At 70.2% G+C, this 22147-nt stretch carries 21 protein-coding genes; 8 read left to right on the forward strand and 13 right to left on the reverse strand.

Annotated features, from left to right (window positions below; translation table 11 throughout):
* Nucleotides 1-308 precede the first annotated feature (308 nt).
* Nucleotides 309-566 (reverse strand): hypothetical protein, encoded by a 258-nt coding sequence (locus EXE50_RS11720; protein ID WP_137705161.1) that lies wholly within the window; start codon nt 564-566, stop codon nt 309-311.
* Nucleotides 567-683: 117 nt separating this feature from the next.
* Here EXE50_RS11720 and EXE50_RS11725 point away from each other — a divergent pair, with 117 nt between their 5' ends.
* The 4 genes from EXE50_RS11725 to EXE50_RS11740 all read left to right on the forward strand — a co-directional run bounded on the left by EXE50_RS11725 (nt 684) and on the right by EXE50_RS11740 (nt 4079).
* Nucleotides 684-1553 (forward strand): inositol monophosphatase, encoded by an 870-nt coding sequence (locus tag EXE50_RS11725; protein ID WP_137705162.1) that lies wholly within the window; start codon nt 684-686, stop codon nt 1551-1553.
* Nucleotides 1554-2019: 466 nt separating this feature from the next.
* Complete coding sequence (locus EXE50_RS11730; RefSeq protein ID WP_137705163.1) at nt 2020-2550, forward strand: DUF5817 domain-containing protein; 531 nt, start codon at nt 2020-2022, stop codon at nt 2548-2550.
* 69 nt (nt 2551-2619) lie between these two features.
* The gene (locus tag EXE50_RS11735; RefSeq protein WP_137705164.1) at nt 2620-3633 is read left to right on the forward strand and encodes a PGF-CTERM sorting domain-containing protein; all 1014 of its coding nucleotides are present in this window, start codon (nt 2620-2622) and stop codon (nt 3631-3633) included.
* A complete protein-coding gene (locus EXE50_RS11740; protein WP_053770603.1) occupies nt 3630-4079 on the forward strand; it encodes a hypothetical protein in 450 nt (149 codons plus the stop codon). The genes EXE50_RS11735 and EXE50_RS11740 overlap by 4 nt, the downstream gene beginning before the upstream one ends.
* Nucleotides 4080-4097: 18 nt before the next feature.
* On the opposite strand, the gene EXE50_RS11745 is transcribed toward EXE50_RS11740, so the two are convergent.
* Both EXE50_RS11745 and EXE50_RS11750 read right to left on the reverse strand, forming a co-directional pair.
* Nucleotides 4098-4478: a hypothetical protein gene (locus EXE50_RS11745; RefSeq protein ID WP_137705165.1), complete on the reverse strand. Its 381-nt coding sequence runs from the start codon at nt 4476-4478 to the stop codon at nt 4098-4100.
* 92 nt (nt 4479-4570) lie between these two features.
* Nucleotides 4571-5410, reverse strand: a complete 840-nt coding sequence (locus tag EXE50_RS11750) for a cytochrome b (RefSeq protein ID WP_053770601.1) — start codon at nt 5408-5410, stop codon at nt 4571-4573.
* Nucleotides 5411-5634: 224 nt separating this feature from the next.
* On the opposite strand from EXE50_RS11750, the gene ppc reads away from it, so the two are divergent.
* On the forward strand, nt 5635-8337 hold the full coding sequence (ppc, locus tag EXE50_RS11755) for a phosphoenolpyruvate carboxylase (protein ID WP_053770600.1): 2703 nt from the start codon (nt 5635-5637) through the stop codon (nt 8335-8337).
* Between the two features lie 53 nt (nt 8338-8390).
* Here ppc and EXE50_RS11760 read toward each other — a convergent pair whose 3' ends face one another.
* The 5 genes from EXE50_RS11760 to EXE50_RS11780 all read right to left on the reverse strand — a co-directional run bounded on the left by EXE50_RS11760 (nt 8391) and on the right by EXE50_RS11780 (nt 12778).
* Nucleotides 8391-8867, reverse strand: coding sequence for an MOSC domain-containing protein (locus EXE50_RS11760; protein WP_137705166.1), 477 nt, complete (start codon nt 8865-8867; stop codon nt 8391-8393).
* A 340-nt stretch (nt 8868-9207) separates the two neighbouring features.
* Nucleotides 9208-9663, reverse strand: coding sequence for a 30S ribosomal protein S19e (locus EXE50_RS11765; protein ID WP_053770598.1), 456 nt, complete (start codon nt 9661-9663; stop codon nt 9208-9210).
* 135 nt (nt 9664-9798) lie between these two features.
* Nucleotides 9799-11142: a hydroxymethylglutaryl-CoA synthase gene (gene hmgB, locus EXE50_RS11770; protein WP_137705167.1), complete on the reverse strand. Its 1344-nt coding sequence runs from the start codon at nt 11140-11142 to the stop codon at nt 9799-9801.
* A gap of 129 nt (nt 11143-11271) precedes the next feature.
* Nucleotides 11272-12492 (reverse strand): hypothetical protein, encoded by a 1221-nt coding sequence (locus EXE50_RS11775; protein ID WP_121600094.1) that lies wholly within the window; start codon nt 12490-12492, stop codon nt 11272-11274.
* A 97-nt stretch (nt 12493-12589) separates the two neighbouring features.
* Entirely contained in the window at nt 12590-12778 is a 189-nt protein-coding gene (locus EXE50_RS11780) for a hypothetical protein (RefSeq protein ID WP_053770594.1), read from the reverse strand.
* 187 nt (nt 12779-12965) lie between these two features.
* Between EXE50_RS11780 and EXE50_RS11785 the strand changes: the two genes are divergently transcribed.
* Complete coding sequence (locus EXE50_RS11785; RefSeq protein ID WP_137705168.1) at nt 12966-13691, forward strand: nucleoside phosphorylase; 726 nt, start codon at nt 12966-12968, stop codon at nt 13689-13691.
* A gap of 30 nt (nt 13692-13721) precedes the next feature.
* On the opposite strand, the gene EXE50_RS11790 is transcribed toward EXE50_RS11785, so the two are convergent.
* Entirely contained in the window at nt 13722-14168 is a 447-nt protein-coding gene (locus tag EXE50_RS11790; protein ID WP_053770592.1) for a UPF0179 family protein, read from the reverse strand.
* 130 nt (nt 14169-14298) lie between these two features.
* Between EXE50_RS11790 and tmcA the strand changes: the two genes are divergently transcribed.
* The gene (gene tmcA / locus EXE50_RS11795; protein WP_137705169.1) at nt 14299-16611 is read left to right on the forward strand and encodes a tRNA(Met) cytidine acetyltransferase TmcA; all 2313 of its coding nucleotides are present in this window, start codon (nt 14299-14301) and stop codon (nt 16609-16611) included.
* 522 nt (nt 16612-17133) lie between these two features.
* On the opposite strand, the gene EXE50_RS11800 is transcribed toward tmcA, so the two are convergent.
* Both EXE50_RS11800 and EXE50_RS11805 read right to left on the reverse strand, forming a co-directional pair.
* A complete protein-coding gene (locus EXE50_RS11800) occupies nt 17134-17463 on the reverse strand; it encodes a ferredoxin family protein (RefSeq protein ID WP_053770590.1) in 330 nt (109 codons plus the stop codon).
* An 84-nt stretch (nt 17464-17547) separates the two neighbouring features.
* A complete protein-coding gene (locus EXE50_RS11805; RefSeq protein WP_137705170.1) occupies nt 17548-19320 on the reverse strand; it encodes a glutamate--tRNA ligase in 1773 nt (590 codons plus the stop codon).
* Between the two features lie 357 nt (nt 19321-19677).
* On the opposite strand from EXE50_RS11805, the gene EXE50_RS11810 reads away from it, so the two are divergent.
* Complete coding sequence (locus tag EXE50_RS11810) at nt 19678-19914, forward strand: hypothetical protein (protein WP_082356852.1); 237 nt, start codon at nt 19678-19680, stop codon at nt 19912-19914.
* A gap of 57 nt (nt 19915-19971) precedes the next feature.
* Here EXE50_RS11810 and surE read toward each other — a convergent pair whose 3' ends face one another.
* Nucleotides 19972-20856, reverse strand: coding sequence for a 5'/3'-nucleotidase SurE (surE, locus tag EXE50_RS11815; RefSeq protein WP_053770588.1), 885 nt, complete (start codon nt 20854-20856; stop codon nt 19972-19974).
* Nucleotides 20857-21067: 211 nt separating this feature from the next.
* Nucleotides 21068-22129 (reverse strand): glutamine-hydrolyzing carbamoyl-phosphate synthase small subunit, encoded by a 1062-nt coding sequence (carA, locus tag EXE50_RS11820; protein WP_137705171.1) that lies wholly within the window; start codon nt 22127-22129, stop codon nt 21068-21070.
* Nucleotides 22130-22147 lie beyond the last annotated feature (18 nt).

Raw genomic sequence — 22147 nt, forward strand, 5'->3', positions numbered from 1 at the left:
CCCAGCGCGGCGTTCGATCTCGCTCCACAAACGACAAGTCGATCCACGTGATACGTTCGCTGAGGCGTTCGATTTCGGCCATAAGCACTCTGAAGTCGAGCGCCTCATCCTCTAAGTTAACGCGACCTTTCTAACCTCATTGAAGCCCACATTGCGGCATTACTATTAGAGGGGTATTTTGTCATTTGAGTGATGACTGAAATGTCCGGACGTGGATCCAATTATAAGTAGAGTAGTATATAGTGGCGAGGATGAACCAGTTAGTAGGCGGGCTCAAAGACGTAAATAGTCAGACGAACCTGCGTTCGCTACTCCCCACCATCCGTGTACGCCCAGTCGTCGAGCACACGTTCGGCGACGGCGTTCGCCTCCGCCGGCGACGGACAGGAGCCGGCGACGACCTCCTCGGAGAGCTCACCCGCGAGGTCGTACACCGCGCTCCCGTCCGCGCGCTCGGCCACGCGCTCGAAGGTGGGTCGGTAGCCGGCGGCGGCGCGCTGACCGATCTCGTCGAGCGAGGCGTCGATGGTGTACTCGAGCTGACGGACCGCTTCCTCTGGTTCCATATGCGATCCACCGGCCGCGACCTAGTTAAAGGTACTCGGATTCGGAACTGAGTTAATTCTGCGGCGTCGCCCGCGCCGAACCGACGTTTATACGCCGCCGGAGGGTCGACCGGGGCCATGACCGACGCAGACGAGCACGACGCCGACGCGACCGGACGCGGCGACGAGTCCGTCCCCCCCGTCGCGGAGCGCGCGGACGACGTCGCCGAGCGCGCGGCCGTCGCGAAGCGCGCCGCGGAGGCGGGCGCCGCGGTCGCGCACGAGCACTTCCGGAGCGACATCGCGGTGGAGACGAAAGGCGAGGACGACGTGGTGACGGAGGCCGACCGCGCCGCCCAGCGCGCCGTCATCGCGTCGATCCGCGAGTCGTACCCCGACGACGCGGTCGTCGGCGAGGAGGAGGACGAGCGCAAGACCGTGCCCGACGAGGGTCCCGCGTGGGTGATCGACCCCATCGACGGGACGAACAACTACGTCCGCGGCGTGCGCGTGTGGGCCACCGCGGTCGCCGCCGTCGTCGACGGCGAGCCGGTGGCGGCGGCGATCGTCGCGCCCGCGCTCGGCGACACCTACACCGCCGACGCCACGGGCGCGTACCGCAACGGCGAGCCGATCGCGGTGAGCGACGTGGCCGACCCCCGCGGCGCCGCCGTCGACCCGACTATCTGGTGGGACTACGACGCCCGCGACGAGTACGCGGCCGCCTGCGAGGCGATCGTCACCCGCTTCGGCGACATGCGCCGGTTCGGCGCCGCGCAGGTGGTGCTCCCGACCGTCGCCGCCGGCGGGCTTGAGGGGACGATCACGAACGTCGCCGCGAACCCCTGGGACACGGTGGCCGGGGTGTTCGTGATCCGGCAGGCCGGGGGGCGCGTGACGGACCTGAACGGAGAGCGGTGGCGCCACGACTCGACGGGCCTCGTCGCCTCGAACGGCGCCCTTCACGACGAGGTCCTCGCGGCCGCGAACGAGATCGAATCGGACTGATACGTGGGTTTCGAGGTGGTTTCCGACCGATTCTCGGGCGGCCGTCAATGAGGCGAGACCACAGATCACTCTGGGTGGAACACCGTCAAAGCCCCAGCTGCTCGGTTCTGCGTCGTCGCTGACGGATCGCCGGAGAACACCGTCAAAGCCCCAGCCGCGAGGACTCGATGGGCTCGCTGCGGTCCTCGTCGCTCGCTTCGCTCACTCCTGCGGTCCTTACGTCGCCCGTCTTCGCCCTCGCGGCTGCCCCTTTGAGTCCCGCCCCGCACCGTCCCGCACCTCACGCCTCCCCAGCCTCGTCAGTCGCCTCCGCTTCGCTCCGGCGACTGACTCTCTCGCGCGTGCTCCTCGCGGCCGCCTTCGGCGGCCACTCGGAGGCACGCGCCACGGCAGTGATGGTGTAGTCGACGACGGCGTCGTATTCTGGGACCGAGGGTTCAACTTCGGGGCCGTCGAATCCGGGGACATGTACGCGGTCGTCGGCTGCAACGAGTGCGCCAACATGTGGCTGGTCACGGACCCCGAGACGAGCGAGACCGCGCAGTGCTCGCGGTGCGGCAAGACCCACCGTACCGCCAAGCTCAAGCGCTTCTTCGAGTCCGAGGACCGCGCGGCCGCGCGGGAGGCGCGGTCGGCACTGCTCGCGAAGAAGCGCGGCGACAGCGCGGCGTTCGCGGAGGTCGACCACGTCTCGGAGCTGGAGGCCGCGGTCGAGGACGCGGGGATCGATGACCGCGAGTACCTCGAAGCGTCGGGGCTCGACGCCGACGCGGTCGACGCGGCCGGCGAGCGAGCCGAGGGCGGCGGGGGCGGGTCGCGGAACCGAACCGAGGTCGTCCGCGACGCGGTCGACGCCGTCGACGATCCCACCGAGGCGGCGGTCGTGGAGCGCGCCGAGCGGGACGGCGTCCCCGCCGACGCGGCCCGCGAGGTCCTGACCCGTCTCACGCGCCGCGGCGAGGTCACCGAGTCGAACGGGCGGTATCGCGTCCTCTGACCCCGGTTTCGCCCGGCGGCCGTCGGCGGCTGGACAAAGCACTTATATCAGGCTCGTAACCGGTCGCACATGGACACCCGCACGGCCCTCCTGGCGGCGGCCGCCGCGCTCCTCGTCGCGGGCGCGGTCGGCGCGGTCGCCGCGCCCGACGCCCTCACCGACCCCCGAGCGACGGACGAGCCGCCCGGGCGGATCGACGTCGCCGGCGCGACGGTCGCCCCCGGCGAGGTGCGCGGCGAGACCGCTGAGCTCCGGCTCGGCACCGACCTCCGCCACCGCGGCGGGCCCGTCGAGAACGTCACCGTCCGCCACCGCGCGATCGGTTCCGAGTCCGGCCTCCTCGTCGACGAGACGACCGTCGAGGTCGGCGACGTCGACGCCGAGGGGGAACGCACCGTCAACGGCACCGTCACCGTCGAGCGCGAGGGCGGTTACCGCATCGAGACGGTCGTCTTCGCGGACGGGCAGCGCCGCGAGCAGCAGACCACGCGCGTCGCCGGCGTCGCGGCGCTCACGCCCGACTACGCCGACACGCAGGTCGGGTTCACCGACGGGAGCGTCTGGCCGACCGTCGCCGTGAGCGTGGCCGAGGCCGGCGACGGGACCGCGACGCTGTCGGCGTCGGTGTCGGTGACGAACCGCGGCGACGAGGCGAGCGATGACGTCGACCTCCGGCTGTACCTCCGGCAGGCGGAGTCGAACGTCATCGCCGCGGAGGCGACGGAGACGGTCGGCACCGTCCGCCCCGGCCGCACCGACACCGTGACGGCGACCGTCGAGGTGCCCGACGGCTACAACTACTACATCGACGCCGCGCTGTTCGACGACGACGTCCTCGTCGACGAGACGCAGGGCGTCGCGAACCTGAACCCGCGGGAGACCATCACCGCGAACGAGACGGTCCGCGACGTGGCGTTCTCCGTCGAGGACTTCGAGCGCGACGACGTCGGCGGCGACGGCGCCGACGGCGCCCGCCGAGAGGGCGGCGACGGTGCCAGCGCCGACGCGACGCCCGGCTTCGGTCCGCTCGCGGCGCTCGTCGCGCTCGTCGTCGCGGCGCTGGCGGCGCGGAGGCGACGATGACGGACGACCCGCCGCGCGGGGAGCCGAGCGACGAGGAGGCGGCCAGCGACCGCGACCACACGAGCGACCCACCACAGCCCATGACCGACGACACCGACGCGACCGAGCGCACGGCGACGGACGCCGACCGCACCGACCGCGAGGAACCGGACCCCGACCGCGACGAGGGGAGCTACTGGACGGACCCGGTCGACTCCCCGGGAGGCGGCGGTCTCTCGACGGGCGGCCTCCGCGGCCTGCTAGACCGGGTCGGGCTGGCGGCGCTGTCGCTGCTCGCGGTCGTCGCCGGCTGGGGGTTCTACACCCAGTCCGGGGACGCGATCCGCACGTGGCTGGACCCGGCCTACGAGCCGATCGCGCTCGCCGTGTTCAACCTCGCGGTCCTGTTCGTCGCGCTCGCCGGCGTCGCTCACCAGCTCCGCCGGATCCGCGCGACCGAGTCCTGACTCGACCCGCGGCCGGCGTCACTCGTCGGGGAGCTGATCGGTGCTGGCCGGGATCTGCTCCACCTGCCCCGCGAGCGTCGCGGCGTCGCCGGCGACGGTGGAGGGCTCGACGCCGGCCTCGCCCGCGACCAGCCTGACGTGCGCGGCGAGCAGCGCGAGCGCGCGGAGGCCGGCGCCGTCGGGGTCGTCGTCGGTGCGCTGGGCGAACGTGGTGTCGACCTCGCCGTCGCGGACGACGCCGACGTGGACCGCGTCGATGTCGTCGCCGTCGAGGAGGTCGCGGGCGCGGGCGATCTCCGTCTCGAAGTCGTCGCCGTCGGCCGCGTCGGAAGCCGCGGATCGGTCGTCGCGGGCAGCCTCGTCGGAAGCGGAGTCGTCGGAAGCGGGGTCGTCGCTCATGTCGTCCTCTCGGGCGAGCGACGTGAAAAGCGCGGCGGGACTCTCGGTCGCGGAGCGGGAGACGGAAGGAAGGCTGGAACGCGGAGACGGCGTTACTCCTCGGGGCGAGGCCGGGCGATGAACAGCGCCTCCTCGATGGTGAACGGGTCGTACGTCGACTGGTGGCAGACGCAGTAGGTCCCGTCGGCGGCGTCGTAGCGGGCGGACTCCTCCAGCACCTTGTACCCCGGGATACAGCAGAAGTGGGTACAGACGTTGAGGTACGCCATGAACCCCTGGTCGGTGGAGGCCTGGAGCCACTCGTCGTTCTGGGCCGCCTCCTCGATCTCGGGCGATCGGAGCACGATCGCGTTGAGGTTCGTGTCGGCGTCCTCGGAGCGCCACGTGACCGACGCGGGCTTGCCGACGCCCGCGCTGCCGATCCCGTTGCCCCACTCCTCGTAGTCGGAGAAGTCGTCGACGTGGATCCGGTCGCCGCCCGAGTAGGTGTTCGACTGCCAGTCGTACGGCGGGCCGCTCGCCGCGCGGAACAGGTTGTCCGACTCGAAGTTCGGCTGGACGTTCTCCTGCGACTCGACGCCGCAGTACTGGAACCACGCGCCGGAGTAGGTCACGCCGCCGAGCTCTTCCTGGGCGACCTCGATCTCCTGTCCCTCCTGGGTGACGGTAGTCGTCTCGGGCCAGATGCCCTCGATGTACCCCTCGTCGGTGACCCGAACGGGGATCTGCGGGAGCCCCCGGGGCGCCGGGCCGCCGGTGTGCGCGATGGTCCTCGCGACCGTCGACCCGCCGCCGACCCCCCCGGCGGTCGTCAGGGTGTTCACGGTCGCCGACCCCATCGCACCGACCCCCGCGAGGGCCGCGCCGCCGACGACGCCCTTCACGAAGCGTCGCCGCCCGGACTCGGACGGATACTTGTCGGACGCACTCATACCCGCACCTGAGGTTGGATCGGTAAAAAGGGTGACGAACCCTCCACCGGCGCGAGAATCGCCGCCGTCGCCGGTCGTCGCCGGCGCTCCGGACGTGGACTCCGCCGACCACGCCCCCGCGACCGCCGTCGAACAGGAACGTTCGTGATCGAATTAACTCGGAACCGAGGCAAGCATTCGTCCAGACCGCGGTTTTAACCGACCGCGACCGCAGTATGTGTGGTATGAAGTTGCACAATCGGGACGTGCGGACGGACGTTCGGGAACTCGGGGCGCTGGTGGGAGACGTCCTGGCCGCGCAGGCGTCGACGGAGGCGTACGAGACGGTCGAGACGCTTCGGAACGCGGCGATCGACTACCGGCGCGGCGACGCCGAGGACCGGGCGGCCCTCCACGAGGCGGTCGGCGACCTCTCGACGACGCGGGAGGAGGTGGTCGCCCGCGCGTTCACGACCTACTTCGAACTGATCAACCTCGCCGAGGAGCGCGAGCGGGTCCGCGCGGTCCGGAACGCCGACGACGGGAGCGCCCTCCACGACTCCTTCGACGCGACGATCGCCGAGTTCGCCGAGGCCGGCGTCGACGCCGACGAGCTGGAGGAGCTGCTCGCCGACGTGCTCATCGAGCCGACGTTCACCGCCCACCCGACGGAGGCCCGGCGCTCGACGGTGAAGTCCAAGCTCCGCTCGATCGCGAACCACCTCGGCGAGCTCGACGAGCGCAACCTCACCGAGCGCGAGCGCCGCGCCGTCTGGCGCGACGTCACCGCCGAGGTGACCAGCCTGTGGGGCACGCGACAGGTCCGCCAGCGCGCGCCCGAGCCGGAAGACGAGGCGCGAAACGTCCAGTGGTACCTCGAGAACACCCTCTTCGACGTGGTCGGCGACGCATACGAGGAGTTCGAGGAAACCATCTCGAAGGAGTACGACGACGTCGACTGCCCGAAGCTCTTCGAGTTCCGCTCGTGGGCCGGCTCCGACCGCGACGGCAACCCGTTCGTCACGCCGGAGGTGACCGACGAGACGCTCGAACGCCAGCGCGAGGTCGCCGTCGAGAAGTACCGCGACCGGTGTAAGCGGCTCTCCGCCGTGCTGAGCCAGGACGGCGAGCGCTACGCCGCGGGCGACGCGCTGGCGCGGTCGCTCGCCGCCGACGCCGAGCGGTTCCCCACCGTCGTCAAGGAGGCGCGCGAGCGCTACCCCGACGAGCCGTACCGGCAGAAGCTCAGGCTGATGCGCGAGCGGCTGGACCGCGTCAACGACGTGCGCCCGGGCGAGTACCCCGACGGCGACGCGTTCCTGGACGACCTCGACGTCATCGCCGAGTCGCTGCGCGAGGACGGCCAGGAGTCGGTCCTGGAGTCCTTCGTCGAGCCGTTCCGCAGGCAGGTGGACACGTTTGGGCTCACGCTGGCGTCGCTCGACCTCCGCGACCACCGCGAGAACCACACCGAGGCCGTCGCCGAGGCGGTCGCGGTCGAGGGCGTCGACTACGAGGGGATGAGCGAGGACGAGCGCGTCGACTTCCTCACCGAGGCGATCCTTCAAGGCGAGCCGGTCGTCGACGTCGACGAGCCCGGCGACGTCTCCGAGACGACGGAGCGCGTCCTGCGGCGCTTCGCGTCGTTCGCGGAGTGGCAGGAGGAGTACGGCCAGCAGGCGATCGACACCTACTGCATCTCGATGACCGAGGAGCCGAGCCACGTGCTGGAGGTGCTCTTCTTAGCCGACCAAGTCGGCGTCGTCTCCCTGCCCGACCACTGCGCGGTCGACGTGGTCCCGCTCCTGGAGACCGAGTCCGCGCTCAACGGCGCCGAGCGCATCCTCGGCACCCTCTTCGAGAACGAGGCGTACGCGGCCGCGCTCGAAGCGCGCGGCGAGGTCCAGGAGGTCATGCTCGGCTACTCCGACTCCAACAAGGAGAACGGGTTCCTCGCGGCGAACTGGGACCTCTACGAGAACCAGCGCCGGATCGCCCGGTTCTGCCGCGAGGAGGACGTGACGCTCCGGCTGTTCCACGGCCGCGGCGGCTCCATCTCGCGCGGCGGCGGCCCGATGAACGAGGCGCTGCTCGCGCTCCCGAACGAGACCGTCACCGGGCAGGTGAAGTTCACCGAGCAGGGCGAGGCCATCGCCGAAAAGTACGCCAACCCGCGGATCGCCGAGCGCGAGCTGGAGCAGATGCTCGACGCGCAGATCCGCGCCCGGAAGGAGGCGAACGAGGAGCCGGTCGAGGACGTGCCCGACCGCTGGGTCGAGGCGATGGAGACCATGGCGCCCGCGGCGCGGGAGACGTACCGCGACCTGCTGAACACGGACGGGTTCGTCTCCTACTTCGAACAGGCGACGCCCATCAGCGTCGTCGAGGACCTCAACCTCGGCTCCCGGCCCGCCTCGCGGTCGGGCGAGCGCAGCGTCGAGGACCTGCGCGCCATCCCGTGGGTGTTCTCGTGGACCCAGACCCGGCTCATCCTCCCCGGCTGGTACGCGATCGCCTCCGGCATCGACGCCTACCTCGACGAGGTCGGCGAGGAGGAGGGGATGGAGACGCTCCGCGAGATGTTCGACGAGTGGCCGTTCTTCCGGACGACGCTCGACAACGCCTCGCTGGCGCTCGCGCGCACCGAGCCGGAGATCGCGGCCGAGTACGCCGACCTGGCCGACGACGAGCTCCGCGAGCGCTTCTTCCCCGACCTGGTCGCCGAGTACGAGCGCGGGCGCGAACTGGTCTTGGCGATCAGCGGCCGCGACCAGCTGCTCCGCCGCGAGTGGCTCGAAGAGAGCCTCGACCGGCGGAACCCCTACGTCGACCCGCTGAACCTCCTCCAGGCGAACCTCCTCGGGCGCACCCACCGCACCGACGAGGAGGAGCGCACCCTGCGGCTCACGGTCAACGGCATCGCCGCCGGGATGAAGAACACGGGATAGCTCGGGTCGCGACGCCGCACCGCCCTCGTTTCTTTCCCGCCGCTGTCGAGTGCCTATCGGACGATCTCGTCGCCGACCGCGATCGTCCCCGACTCGACGATCCGGGCGTCGAGCCCGCCGCGGCCGTCGAGGGCGGTCGCCGCGTCCGCTTGCTCCGCGAGGTCCGCCATGTAGCCGCACGGCTCGCAGTGGCCCGTCCCCTCGACGACCGCCTCGCCGACCCGGAACCGCTCGCCGATCAGTTCGTCGAGGGCGACGCCGCGCGTCGTGACGTTGCGCCGGTGGGCGCCCGCGTCGAGGTCGACGCCGTACTCCTCGGCCGCGGCCGCGAGCGTCTCCGCCGCGATGAACGTCACGTCGCTCGGCTCCAGGTCCGCCTGCTCGTTGTAGATCCCGTCGCCGTCGAAGTAGCGGTCGCCCCTGAGGCCGCGGTCCGCGACCGCCTCGACCGCCTCCCGCGACTCCGGCTCGCCGCCCGTCCCCGAGGCGACGTGAATCCGTTCGACCGTGCCGACGCCTGATCCCGTCATTCGCGACTCACAAACGGACTCTGACGCGCGGGATCAAGAAGGCAGCGGCGGGATGAGAGTTAGAAAGAGCGGCGGAGTGATAGTCGGCGAGAGCGATGGGATGAGAGTCGCGAACGCGTCGGCGGATGGCGCCCGCCCGCGACGACGCGACCGGCGCGACTGCGCGTCGGGTGTGGGCCCGCCCGATCGCAATTCGATATAGCGGTATCGAGTGTATGGCGCGTATCGGGGGCGAACCGGACGGTCGGAGCGATCGCTCGCGGGGTCGGCGCAGCGTACCCGAAATTGAGCGAAAAGCGGTGGCTAAGGGAGTTACGCGGGCGGAAACGAGAAAAACTGCTTACGCGTAGCGTTCGAGTTCCGGCCGGTCGAGGTCCTCGAAGACGTCGGTCGCGACCTCCGAGAGGAACGCCTCACCCTCGTCGGAGAGGCGGCGGCCCTCGCCGGAAGCGGTGGTGACGAGCCCCTCCTCTTCGAGCGCCTGCAGGGCCGTTCGGATGAGGTTCCGGGAGCCGCCCTCGTGTTCCGGGGGGCGGACGACGTAGCGGTTCGAACCGCGCTTCTTCGAGCCGTACTCGGTCGCGAGCCGCTCGATGCCGATCGGTTCGTTCTGGGCGACCTTCCGCAGGAGGCTCGCGGAGCGGACGTACCAGAAGTCGTCCTGCTCCGGCGGGAGCTCCTTGCCGGCGCCGGTCTTGGCGAACTCCACCCAGTCGGGCTCGTCGATGCGGTCCTCGAGTCGCGCGGCGACGGCCTCGATGAGGTCGTCGGCCGGCACGTCGTAGATGGTTACCATTGGGTCTCGATTCACGCCAGTGTCGTTTAAAACCATCGTATCGCGTACGGCCCGTGTGAGCCGTTTTCACGGTGCTGCGGGCCGCTGCGGAGGACTCGCGGATCGGAACGAGGCCGAGTGCGGAGCCGCGCGCCGCTACTCGACGTACTCGTACTGCCGCTCGTTCATCCGACCCCAGCCGGTGAAGACGAACTCCCCGTCGGGCTGGGTGAACTCCTCGATCTCGCGGCCGAGGTCGGCGTCGTACTCGTGGACGTCGTGGACGTCCTCGTACTCGTCCCACGTCAGGTCGTAGCGGGCGTCGAGCTGGGCGTCGATGTCGAGCGCCTCGACCTCCGCGCGCCACCCCTCGCGGATCGTCTCGGCGTGGATCTCGGCCTGCGCGCCGGAGCCGTAGGAGGCGACGAGCAGCGTCTCGTCGACGAACTCGCGGTCGCGGCTCAGGGCGTCCCGCAGGGCGCTCACGCGGGCGATGTGGACGGAGCTGGTGTACCAGTTGCCGACCTCCCGAGAGAGCCCGAGCGTCGGCTCGACGGCCGCGTCGTACCACGACTGGTACTGCTCGGTCGTCTTCAGGTCGTCCATGTAGCCGCGGATCGCCTCCTCGTAGGCCTCGCGGTCGTCGTACTCGTCCTCGCGCGGCTGACGGCCGATCTCGGCGGCCAGCGCGTCCTCGTGGTCGGTGTCGCGGATGACGTGCCGGTAGGCTAACAGCGCCGCCTTCCGGACCATCCCGGGGAACGGCGTGTGGAACGGGGCGTACGCGAAGTCCTCCAGTTCGATGTCGTCGGTGACGGACTCGTAGTCCTCTAGGGCCTCGCGCATCCGGGAGAGGTACACCTGGACCGAGCGCTTCCCGTCGACGCTGGGGAACTGCTGGTTCGGCTTGAGGAAGTCCGTCTCGTCTTTCGACCCGTACCCCTGGTCGGCCGAGAGTTCGACGATCGAGGGGTCCTCGTCGATCAGCATCGCGACGGCGCCCGCGCCCTGCGTCGCCTCGCCGGGGTCGCCGCGGGCGTACAGCGCCGTGTCGGTCGTGATGACGATCGCCGGTCGGTCGCGGTTCCGACCCGCTCGGATCCAGTTGTACGCGTCGTCTATCGCCTGCGTGCCGGCGAGGCAGGCGAACTTGCGCTCGCCCTTGTTGGCGTGGGTGAAGTCGCCGTCGTACACCTGTTCGAGACAGCCCGCGATGTACGTCGACACCGGCTTCGAGTGGTCGAACGCCGACTCCGTGGCGACGTCGATCCGGCCGACGTCCTCGGGTTCGAGCCCCTTCCGGTCCATCAGCCCCTTGGCGGCGTTCGCGCCCATCGTGACGATGTCCTCGTACACGTCGGGGAACGAGGAGTTGTTGAGCCCGAGCCCCTTCGTGTACTTCTCGGGGTCGTCGCCCTGCTCCGGCGCGAACGTCCCCGGCAGGTCGAGCTTGAGCTTCCCGGTCCAGATCTCGACGCCGTCGATCCCGACTGCGGTCATACACGGTCGTTCACGGGACTGGCATATGGCTTTGTCGATGGGAAATACGTCGATCGTGGAAATAATAAAATCTGTTTCCAGAGCAGAATAATAGATACTGTCCAACTAATATAACCTAAGATTATATATTTACGTACAGGTAAAGTCCCCATCTTCGGTATCTAGAGGGGAGTTTGAGATGGTTAGTTGGCTATTGCTCTCACAGTTCTCTACCACGTTTCCATTATCGTCTATAAGATCAACAGTCACATTGACTTGATTTGGGTTGCCTGGGGAGTCTACCGTTATAGAGAAGGGGTCAGTCATTTGTATTGAGTTTGTATTTGTATTTCTACCGTTGCCTTTTATTTCGACCTGGATCTGGTAGTTGGGATCGACGTTTAATGTCGTTCCATCAATAGTAATATCCTCAATCTTATTATTATTCGATTCGGCAGCAGACGCAGAAAACTCGCCGAATGCCGGCTGACTCGGTGTGGGATCAGTGCTATCACCGTCCTCATTGCTACTGGGTCCGACGTTATCTTTCGCCGTTTCTCCAGTTGGTTCTTGCTGAATACCAACAGAGTTCACGCTGATGTTGTCAGGGCTATCGACGCGAAGCAGCAACGCCGAGACCTCGCTTGAATTATACGCGGTGTCGTTCATCCCCTGATACGTGACCGAACCGTTCTCGATCGACTCGTTCCAGTAGCCGTCTTCGCTGCCGAGCCGGGTCGGTATCCGGACGTCGAGTCCCCCTGACAGGCTCGACAGATTGGTCGCGTCACTCGTCGGGTACAGTTCCACGGCGACCTTCCGAGTTCCGGACGCGCTAAAGTCGTTCTGGACGGCGGTCAGCCTGAGCGTGTCGTTGTCGACCAAGATGTTCTGGTCTTCGACGATCACCGCGGGACGGTTCGAATCCGTCTCTTCAACGTAGAGAACGGAGTTATCGTACCACGTCGATCCCGATTCAATCTCGTTGTATCCCGGCCGATACTCGATGAACCGCGTCGAGACATTCACTGTGGTGCCAGAGTCGTCACTAATCGTAATGTTGTACGCGTCGCTCGTCCGTAGCGTTCCTGCCGGGTCAGGTGGGTTAATTGTGAACGTCCTAGTCCGGTAGCTTGTCCCGAGTTTCACGTCAACGAACTGCGGACGCTCGGAGCTCCCTGCCGATAAGATTCCGTTCCTGAGTTCAACGAGGTCGTTTTGTACCTCCTCGAAGTGTTCGAACTCCGTCTGTCCGTTCTGTTGCGGAACGACTTGGACCTGATACAGCGACAGTGCGACGATCAGGAACCCGAACAGGATCACCGTCCCGACCACGACCGACTGGCCCCGACGGTCGCGACTGAATCGCATTGTGAGAGGTCGACGCCGAGCGGGTATAAAATCCTCCGTCCGACCTCTCAGTCGCGATACTCGGGCGGGTGCGGCCGAGCGCCGGCGACGAAGGCGGCTAGTCGTCTCCCGCGCGCCGAGCCGTCAGCCACGCCGACGCGACGGCCACGGCGCCGGCGAACCCGCCGAGCAGCACCGCCTGCGTCCAGTTGAAGCCGAGGAGCGTCCCGGCGACGAGCGTGACGAGGACGAACGCGACCGCCAGCGCGCCGAGCGTCGAGCCGAGGTCCGCCGAGGCGTCGGGCATACGCGAACGTCGAGCCGTCGAGCGATAAAGCGGGCGGTTCGACCGGACCCGCCGCGCTCGTTCGGGGGCGAGCGGCGCCGGGATCGCGCACTGATAAATCACATAGCGCGATATCAAATCCGCACCGCGGCGCGATCCGGGGCCGCCGACCGGTCCGTTTTTGCGCGCGGCGGCTGTTGGCGCGCGTATGGCGAAACAGCCGCATCTGCTGGTCGAGGAGGGCGACGTACACGAGGTCGCGGTCATCCCGGGCGACCCGGGGCGCGTTGACCGGATCGCGGACCTCTGTGACGACAGCGAGGTCGTCGCGCAGAACCGCGAGTACAAGGTCGTCAACGCGACCTACGAGGGCGTCGACCTCACGATCTGCTCGACCGGGATCGGCTGTCCCTCCGCCGCCATCGCCGTCGAGGAGCTCTCGCGGGTCGGCGTCGAGACGTTCGTCCGCTGTGGCACCTGCGGGGCGCTCCAGCCCGACATGGAGGTCGGCGACATGGTCGTCGCGACCGGCGCGGCGAAGGAGGAGGGGACGAGCAAGCGCTACGAGTCGGCGAACTACCCGGCGGTCCCGGACTACGACGTGCTCACGGGGCTCGTCGGGGCGGCCGAGGAGAACGGCGAGGAGATCCACGTCGGCCCGATCGTCTCCGACGACGCGTTCTACAACGAGGACGACGAGTACGTGGCCGACTGGAACGACGCCAACCTGCTCGCGATCGAGATGGAGGCGGCGACCGTCTTCTCGCTCGCGCGGCGCAAGGGGCTCGCCGCCGGCGCCATCTGCACCGTCGACGGGAACCTCGTCGCGGGGTCACAGAAGGGCGCTGACTCCGACGACGAGCTGCCGGCGAAGGCGAAGGACAACGTCGAGCGCGCGATCCGGATCACGCTGAACGCGATCACGTCGCTGTAACGCTCCGGGCGGTCGGCCCGCCCCGGCTCCTCACTCCTCCGCGCGGAACTCCACGAGCGTCAGGTCGCGGTCGAGCGCGCACGTCTCGTGAGGCGGGTCGCCGAGCACCTGGTCGATGACGCGCTCCTCGTCGAAGTCGGCGCCGTCGGGGACGCAGTAGCCGTGGCTCGGGCACTCGGTGTGCGGGCAGGGGCCGGCGAGCGACGCCTTGCTCCCGGCGTACGCGCGCTTCGCGGGGACGTTCGCGGGGACGGAGGCGGGCTCGACCTCGACCGCGCGGACGCCCGCGTCGTGGACGGCGCAGTCGAGCGTCTGGGCGTTCTCGCGGATCCCGGTCACCCGGTAGCGGGTGCCCTCGGAGAGGTTGAGACACTGGCCGCGGTAGGGACACCCCTCGCAGTCGGCCGATTCCCCCTCGTAGACGAACTCGCGGCCCACGTCCGCGAGCCGGGTCCCGATGAGCGTGACCGTGGTCATGTCCGGAGCGACGCGCCGAGCGTCCGTAAGCCTCCCGCCTTCGCGGCCGTCGGCGGGTCGCCGGGTAGTCGGGGCGACGGCGGCGCGGAGAGTAAGACACATCCCCGCGCCTCGGCAACGACGAGCGGAGATGATCGCGGGAGTCGCGCGCGACCTGCGCGCCGAGGCCGAGCGGGCGAACGAGCGGCGCGTCCTCGTGCTCGCGGGCGACCGGGACCGCGGGGTCGACGCGGCCTACGACGCGGTCGAGTCGCTCGGGGTCGACGACGGGGCGGTGACGATGGTCTCGACGCGCGAGGGGTTCCGGTTCGAGGAGACGCGCCCGCGGAACGCCGACGAGCTCCTCGGCCGCACCCGCGAGGCGGTCGTGCTCGACTGCCACGAGCGGTTCGTCCCGAACGCGCTCGGCCGGGCGGTCGGCGCGGTCGACGGCGGCGGCCTCCTCGTCCTCCTGACGCCTCCGCTCGACGACTGGCCCGGGATCCGCGACCGGTTCGACGACTCGCTGGCGGTGCCCCCGTTCGGGATCGGCGACGTGACGGGGCGGTTCCGCGAGCGCCTCGTCGCGACGCTCCGCGCGCACCCCGGGGTCGCGGTCGTCGCGCTCGGCGACTCCGCGGCCGACGACGCGGTGGAGCGCGACGGGCTGACGGGCGCCGACGGGAGCGGGGACGACGACGCGCCCGACGGCCCCGACGCCGTCGGCGGACCCGACGAGCGAAGCGCACCGCCGGGCGCGAGGTTTCCCGCGGCCGCGTACGAGGCGTGCCTCACGGCCGACCAGGCGCGGGCGCTGCGCGCGTTCGAGTCCCTCGCCGACCCAGGGGCCGCGGTCGTGGTCGAGTCGGACCGGGGGCGCGGGAAGTCGAGCGCGGCCGGGCTCGCGGCCGGCGCGCTCGCCACCGCGGGCCGCGACGTGCTCGTCACCGCGCCCGCGTTCCGGAACGCAGCCGAGGTGTTCGCGCGAGCCCGGGATCTGATCGGGGGCGAGGCCGACGGCGACGGCGACGAGGCCGACCCGGGGAGCCGCGAGGGCGGCGCGAACGAGCGCGAGATCCGAACGCCGGCCGGCGGTCGCGTCCGGTTCCTCCCGCCCGCGACCGCGGCAGACGTCGCCGGCGAGGCGGACGCGGCGGTCGTCGACGAGGCGGCCGCGCTCCCGGTGCGGCTGCTGGAAGGGCTCCTCGACGCGCCGGCGGTCGCGTTCTGTACGACGGTCCACGGGTACGAGGGCGCTGGCCGCGGGTTCGCGGTCCGGTTCCGCGAGCGGCTGCTCGACTCTCGGTTCGCGGTCCGCGACGTGCGGCTCGACGAGCCGATCCGGTACGCGCGGGACGACCCCGTCGAGGCGTGGGCGTCGCGCGCGCTCCTGCTCGACGCCCGGCCCGCGGTCGACGCGGCGGTCGGCGATGCGGCGGTCGGAGACGCGACCTATCGCGCGCTGGACCCGGACGACCTCTGCGCCGACGAGACGCTGCTCGGCGAGGCGTTCGGCCTGCTCGTCGCCGCCCACTACCGGACGGAGCCGAACGACCTCGCGCGGCTGCTCGACGCGCCGAACCTCGTCGCCCGGGCGCTCGTCGCGGACGGGCGCGTGGTCGCCGTCGCGCTGCTCGCGCGCGAGGGCGGGCTCGACGCCGCGACGCGCCGCGGGATGTACGAGGGCGAGCGCGTCCGCGGCAACATGGTGCCGGACGTGCTCACGAGCCAGCTACGCGACGAGGGCGCGGCCGCGCCGCGGGGCCTGCGGACGGTCCGGATCGCGACCCACCACGCGCTCCGGGACGCGGGGTTCGGGGCGCGGCTGCTCGACGAGGTCCACGCGGAGTTCGCGGGCGACCTCGACTACTTCTCGGTCGGCTACGGCGCGACGCCGCGGCTGCTCCGCTTCTGGCGCCGGGCGGGCTACCGGACCGTCCACCTCTCGACGAGCCGCAACGACGCATCGGGCGAGTACTCTGCGTTCATGCTGCGTCCGGAGACCGCGGCCGGCCGCGACCTGCTGGACCGGCACGCGGTCGCCTTCCGGGACCGGGAGCGCGACGGGCTCTCGGACGCGCACCGCGACGTGGACCCGGACGTGGTCCGCGGGGCGCTGCGGGCGTGTCCGGCCGCCGCGCCCGTCGATCTCACCGAAACCGAGTGGCGCTCCGTCGTCGGCGCCTCGGTCGGCCCGGGGATGTACGACACCGCGCCCGGCGCGTTCCGGGACCTCGCGCTCGCGGCGCTGATCGACGGGGAACCGGCGCTGGACGACCGAGAGGAGCGCCTGCTCGTCCGGAAGGTGCTTCAGGGCCGACCGTGGGAGGACGTCGCCGAGGAACTCGGGTTCGTCTCCACGAGCGCGTGTATGCGCGCGCTCGGCGACGCCTACGTCCCCGTCGTCGAGCGGTACGGGACCGAGTTCGCGCGGAAGGAGCGGGAGCGATTTACGAGCGAGTGAGCGGGCAGGGGCGGCTATTCATAGAGAGGTTTGCGATGGCGCGTGCCGGCGAGCGGCCGGAGCGAAGCGACGACCGCGAGTCGCACGCGCGAGGTCGCCGGCGCTACGCGCCGGCTGCCAGAGAATCTCCGATTCTCGCTGGAGTCGCGACCGAAGGGAGCGACGAGGCTGGGGAGGCGTGAGGTGCGGTCACGGTGCGGGGTGGGACTCAAAGGGGCAGCCGTGAGGCCGCCGTAGGCGTTCACGAGAGCAAAGCTCTCGTGAGCCAATCAGAACGCTTCGCGTTCTGATGACGACGCAAGCACTGAAACGAGGGAGCACGGAGTGAGCGACCGAGTGTAGCGCACAGCGAGCGTACGGCGGCCTCACGGCTGGGGCTTTGGCGGTGTTCGCCGTCGATTAGTATTCACCGACGTATGGCCGAGCGGCTGGGGCTTTGGCGGCGTTTGCCGTCGACCGGAAAGTAAGTGAGCGAGCGAGACGCGAGCAACTCACCGTGCCATCACCGCCGACACCGACCGATTAGATCCGGTTCTCGCGCCCGGGGTCGACGTCGATGGCGTCCACGGGACAGACGTCGACGCAGAGCATACAGTCGATACACTGGTCCTCGTCGGCGGGGTTCGCCTTCCGCTCGGACTCGGGGTGACCAGGCGTGTCGACCCACTCGAACACGTCGACCGGGCAGTCCTCCAGACACGCGCCGTCCGCGAGACAGATGTCGAAGTCGACGGCGACGTGAGTGCCGCGGATCCCCTGCTTCTCCGGCGGTTCGACGGGGCCCCACACGGCGACGCCGTCCTCCTCGCCGACCCGCTCGCGGTTCACTTCGAAGTTCGAGTCGATAGCCATCGTTGCCCTCGCTTCGCCGCTCGCGGGTTTAAACTCCCCGACGAAGGGATTCGGGAGGCGGTCCCGCGGTCAGGGCTCCGCGACCTACGGGTGCGCGTAGTACGCCAGCGCGTCCTCGGTGCCGTCCGGGCCGTCGTCCTCGTCGGTCGCCGCGGGCTCGAACGCGTCGATCCGGGCGAAGCCGACGCGCACGAACTGGACGACTGTGTCGGGGTCGACGTCGGTGAGGGCGGGCTCTGCGACGCCTCGAACGTCGCCGTCGACCGTGCGGAGGAGCGTGTCGAGGCCCTCGTCGGCCGGCGCCCAGTGGATCACGTCCACGTCGCCCTCGCGGACGACGTCGATGTCGGCGTCGAGGAAGGCCAGTTCGTCGCCCTCGTAGCGGACGCAGCCGTACCCCTTCAGCCAGACGCGCTCGCCCTCGCTCGGGAGGTCCGGGGACTCGACGACGACCCGCCCGGCGGGCACCTCGCGGTCGCCGCGGTCCGGGTGGTCGGGGTGGAGCGGCGGGCGTCCGGCGTCGGGCGCGGGCGCGTCGCCGTCGACGACCGGGAGCTCGACCGCGGGCGCGTCCTCGCGGTCGCGGACGAAGAAGTAGCGGTTCGCCGCGTCGTCGACCAGGTCGCGGTTGTTCGCGTAGACGGAGGACATCGCGAGGTCGACGTCGGAGGTGGACATGCCGAGCTCCGTCATCGAGTCGACGAGCGCCTGGCCCTGGATCCCGCGGCGGCGCATCGACCGGATGGTCGGGGCGCGCGGGTCGTCCCAGCCCGTCAGTTCGCCGTCCGCGATGAGTTCTTTGATCGTCGACGTGGACAGCTTCACGTCGTACTCGTCGACCTGGACGTGGCCCCAGTGGAGCACCTCGGGGTACTCCCAGCCGAAGTAGTCGTAGACGAACCGCTGGCGCTTCGCGGAGTCCTGGAGGTCGATGCCGCGGATGATGTGGGTGACGCCCGTGAGGTGGTCGTCGACGCCGGACTGGAAGTCGAGCATGGGCCAGCAGCGGTAGTCGCTGGCCGCCTCGCGCGGGTGCGGCGTGTCGATCATCCGGAAGGCGACCCAATCGCGGAGCGCGGGGTTCTTGTGCCCGATGTCGGTCTTCACGCGGAGCACCATGTCGCCGGAGCCGTACTCGCCGTCGACCATGGCGTCGAACTCCTCGTGAACCGTCTCGGCGTCCTTCTCGCGGTGCGGACACGCCTCGCCGGCGTTCTTCAGTTCCGAGAAGTCGTCGCCGGAGCACGAGCAGGTGTAGGCGCCGCCGGCGTCGATCAGGTCGCGGGCGTGGTCGTAGTACGTCTTCAGCCGGTCGGACGCGCGGAGCACGCGGTCCGGCTCGAAGCCGAGGTACTCGATGTCGTCGAGGATGGCGTCGTACGCGTCGAGGTCGGGGCGCTTCGTCTCCGGGTCGGTGTCGTCGAACCGGCAGATGAAGTCGCCGTCGTAACGCTCCTTGTACGTCCCGATGACGGCGGGCATCCGCGCGTGACCGACGTGCCACGGGCCGTTCGGGTTCGGCGCGGCGCGCATCACGACCTCGCCGTCCTCGGCGTTCAGGAGGTCGGGGAGGACGTGCTCGTCCTCCTCCTCGTCCGCCTCTAACTCCGCGAGCTTCTCGGGGGCGAGCTCGCCGAGCCGCTCCCGGCGCGCCGCCTCGTCCATCTCGCCGACCTCGTCGACGACCGGCGCGAGGACGCCCGGTATCTCGTCGCCGTGCGGGCGGAACTCGGGGTTCTCGCCCATGATCGGGCCCATGATCGCGCCCACGTCCGGGTCGCTGCCGTGCTTGAGCGCGTTGTAGAGCGCCGCGGCCTCGCCGGCCGCCGCGACGCGCTCGCGGAGTTCGTCGTCCATGGGCGTCGCTTGTCGGGGTCGGGTCAAAAACGCCGCGAAACGGCGGGGAGGGGCGGATCCCGAGTGACCGCCGGGGCGGCGGGCGCCGGTGGCGGCCCGGGAGCGGGTAGGGGCGCTCGACACCAGCGGTCGGACGGGCTTAAACGGTCCAGACCGTTCACGCCCGCGACGGTCCGCGACCGGCGTGAACGGTCGAGACGCTTTTTACCGATCGGGTCCGATCGGCGTGGTCGGTCGCCGCGTCGACCGGGCGTCGCGCCGACGGACCGAACGGGTTCGTCGCCTTGATAGTCGCCGGGAGCGTGGGTGGCGCATGAGCGTCGCGTCGGTCGCCGTCGGAACGCGGGGGGGATCGCGGTGGTAGGACCAATCTCCGAGGCGGAGCGAGACGCCGGCAACCGGAAGATCAGGCTCGTGCTGCTCGCGATCGTCACGGCCACGCCGCCGCTTATCGCCCTCCAGTTGGACCCTACGCCGGTCGAGCTGCTGGCGGCCGCCGGGGGCGGGTTCGGCCTCGGCCTCGTGGTCGTGTGGTACCTCGGGCGCCTCGCGGCGGAGTTCGCCGGCAGCGGGCGTCGACGCCCGCGGCGCTGAGGTCGGGGAGTCGTCCGTTTCTGCCGCGTCGGCCTCTCGCCCGAGCGGCGCGACCGGTCAGTCGGCGCCCGTCTCGGCGCCCGGAGCGGGGTCGACGAGCTCTCCCGTCCGCTCGCCCGCGACGGACCGGGAGCTCGACAGCGGCGAGATGCTCACCTCGCCCTCGACGGCCGCGCGGCGGTCCGAACCGGGGTCGTCCGGGACGTTCCCCCGCAGGAACTCCCGCCAGAAGCGGTCGCGGAGCTCCATCCCCATCTCGCCGCGGCGCTCGCCGAACTCCCACCCTTCCGGGACGTCCTCCTCTTCGGGCCCCTCCTCGCCCGGACGGAACTCGATGACGTCGAAGCCGCGCGCGGGCTCGGTCAGCCGGTAGGTCGGGTTCTCCGCCGCCTCGTCGTCGGCGGCCGGGACGTTCACGTTCAGCACGTCGGCGCCGAACGGGAGTTCGAGGCCCCCGTCGCTGCCGACCGCGGCGCGGTCGATCAGGTCGGCGACGACCGATCCGGCGACGGCGAAGTCGCCGTTGTCGAGCGTCGGCGGCACGGGGAGGTTGCCGCGGTCGTACAGCGAGACCGCGACGGCGGGCGTGCCGAGGAACGACGCCTCCATCGCGGCGCCGACCGTCCCGGACTGGCCGAGGATGTGCGCGCCGATGTTCGGCCCGTGGTTACAGCCGGAGACGACGACGTCGGGGTCGAGTTCGAGCGCCACGTCCGCGACCGCGACGCAGTCCGCGGGGGTCCCCTCGACCGCGTAGCCGCGGTCGGTCTCGGTGTAGTCGACCGTCGTGTCCCACCACGAGCGCGCGCCGCCGACGCCGGACTGGTTCGTCGCGGGCGCGACGACCGTCACGTCGTAGTCGCGGGAGAGCGCGTCCGCCAGCGCCCGGAGGCCGACGGCGTCGATCCCGTCGTCGTTGGTGAGCAGGATCTCGGTTGGCATACGACACCGTGCGCGGGGACGGGAGAAAACGTCGCCGGTCCGAGGCGAGGAGCGTGACGGGCGCGGAGGACGAGGCGAGAGGAAACGAGGAACGATCGCGAGGGGAGAGCGGGCGCGAGGGGGGACGAACGTCGCGGGCGTCGGCCGGGTGGTACTCCGTGTGGTCAGCGGAGGGCGTCGGAACCGCGGAGAACGGGGTCGGACCGCCGGGTCAGTCGGCTGCCACGCGACGCGACGAGGACGCGAGGTCCAGCACCTCGTCGAAGAAGCCGAGCGAGTCGTGCGGGCCGGGGTTCGCCTCGGGGTGGTACTGGCGGGTGATGACGTCGAGCTCCTCGCTGTCGAGCCCCTCGACGGTGTCGTCGTTGACGTTCACCTGCGTCACCTCCAGCGGGCCGGTGTCGTCGACCGTGTAGCCGTGGTTCTGCGTGGTCATCACGACCTTGTCGGTGCGGAGGTCCTTGACGGGCTGGTTGACGCCGCGGTGGCCGAACGCCATCTTCTCCGTCGAGCCGCCGAGCGCGCTCGTGATCACCTGCTGGCCGAGGCAGATGCCCGCGAGGGGGAGCTCGCCCGCGAACTCGTCGACCACGTCCTGCGCGGCGACGAAGTTCTCCGGGTCGCCCGGGCCGTTCGAGACGAAGAGCACGTCGGGCTCGACGGCGGCCACGTCCTCGGGGGTCGCGTCGTACGGGAGGACGTGGACGTCCGCGCCGCGGTCGGTGAGCGAGGAGATGATAGAGCCCTTCGCGCCGCAGTCGAGCATCGCGACGTCGACGTCGCCGCCGCCCTCGTGGACGGTCGGCTCGGTCACGGACACCTGCGCGCCGATGTCGACGTGATCGCTCATCGGCTCACACGCCTCCATCTCGTCGACCGCGTCCTCGGGGGTCGCGTCCGGGCCGGCGGCGATCCCGCAGGCCATCGCGCCCTCCTCGCGGACGGTGGTGACGACCTCGCGGGTGTCGACGTGGTCGACGGCCGGCACGCCCTCGTCGGCGAGCCAGTCGGCGACGTCGTCGGTCAGCTCGCGGGCGATCGCCGCGCGGGGCTGGACCGACTCGGACTCGAACCGCTCGGTTCGGACGCCGTAGTTGCCGATGAGGGGGTACGAGAAGGTGAGGATCTGTTCGGCGTAGGAGGGGTCGGTGAGCGACTCCTCGTAGCCGGTGTACGCGGTCGTGAACACCAGTTCGCCGCGAGTGCGCCCCGGCGCACGGGCGCGCGCTTCGAGCACGCGTCCGTCGGCCAGCGCGATGTAGGCGTCCGACATTACGAGAAACGTACGCGC

Origin of the sequence: Halorubrum sp. ARQ200, from assembly GCF_005435115.1 — an archaeon.
In the GTDB taxonomy this organism is placed as follows: domain Archaea; phylum Halobacteriota; class Halobacteria; order Halobacteriales; family Haloferacaceae; genus Halorubrum; species Halorubrum tropicale.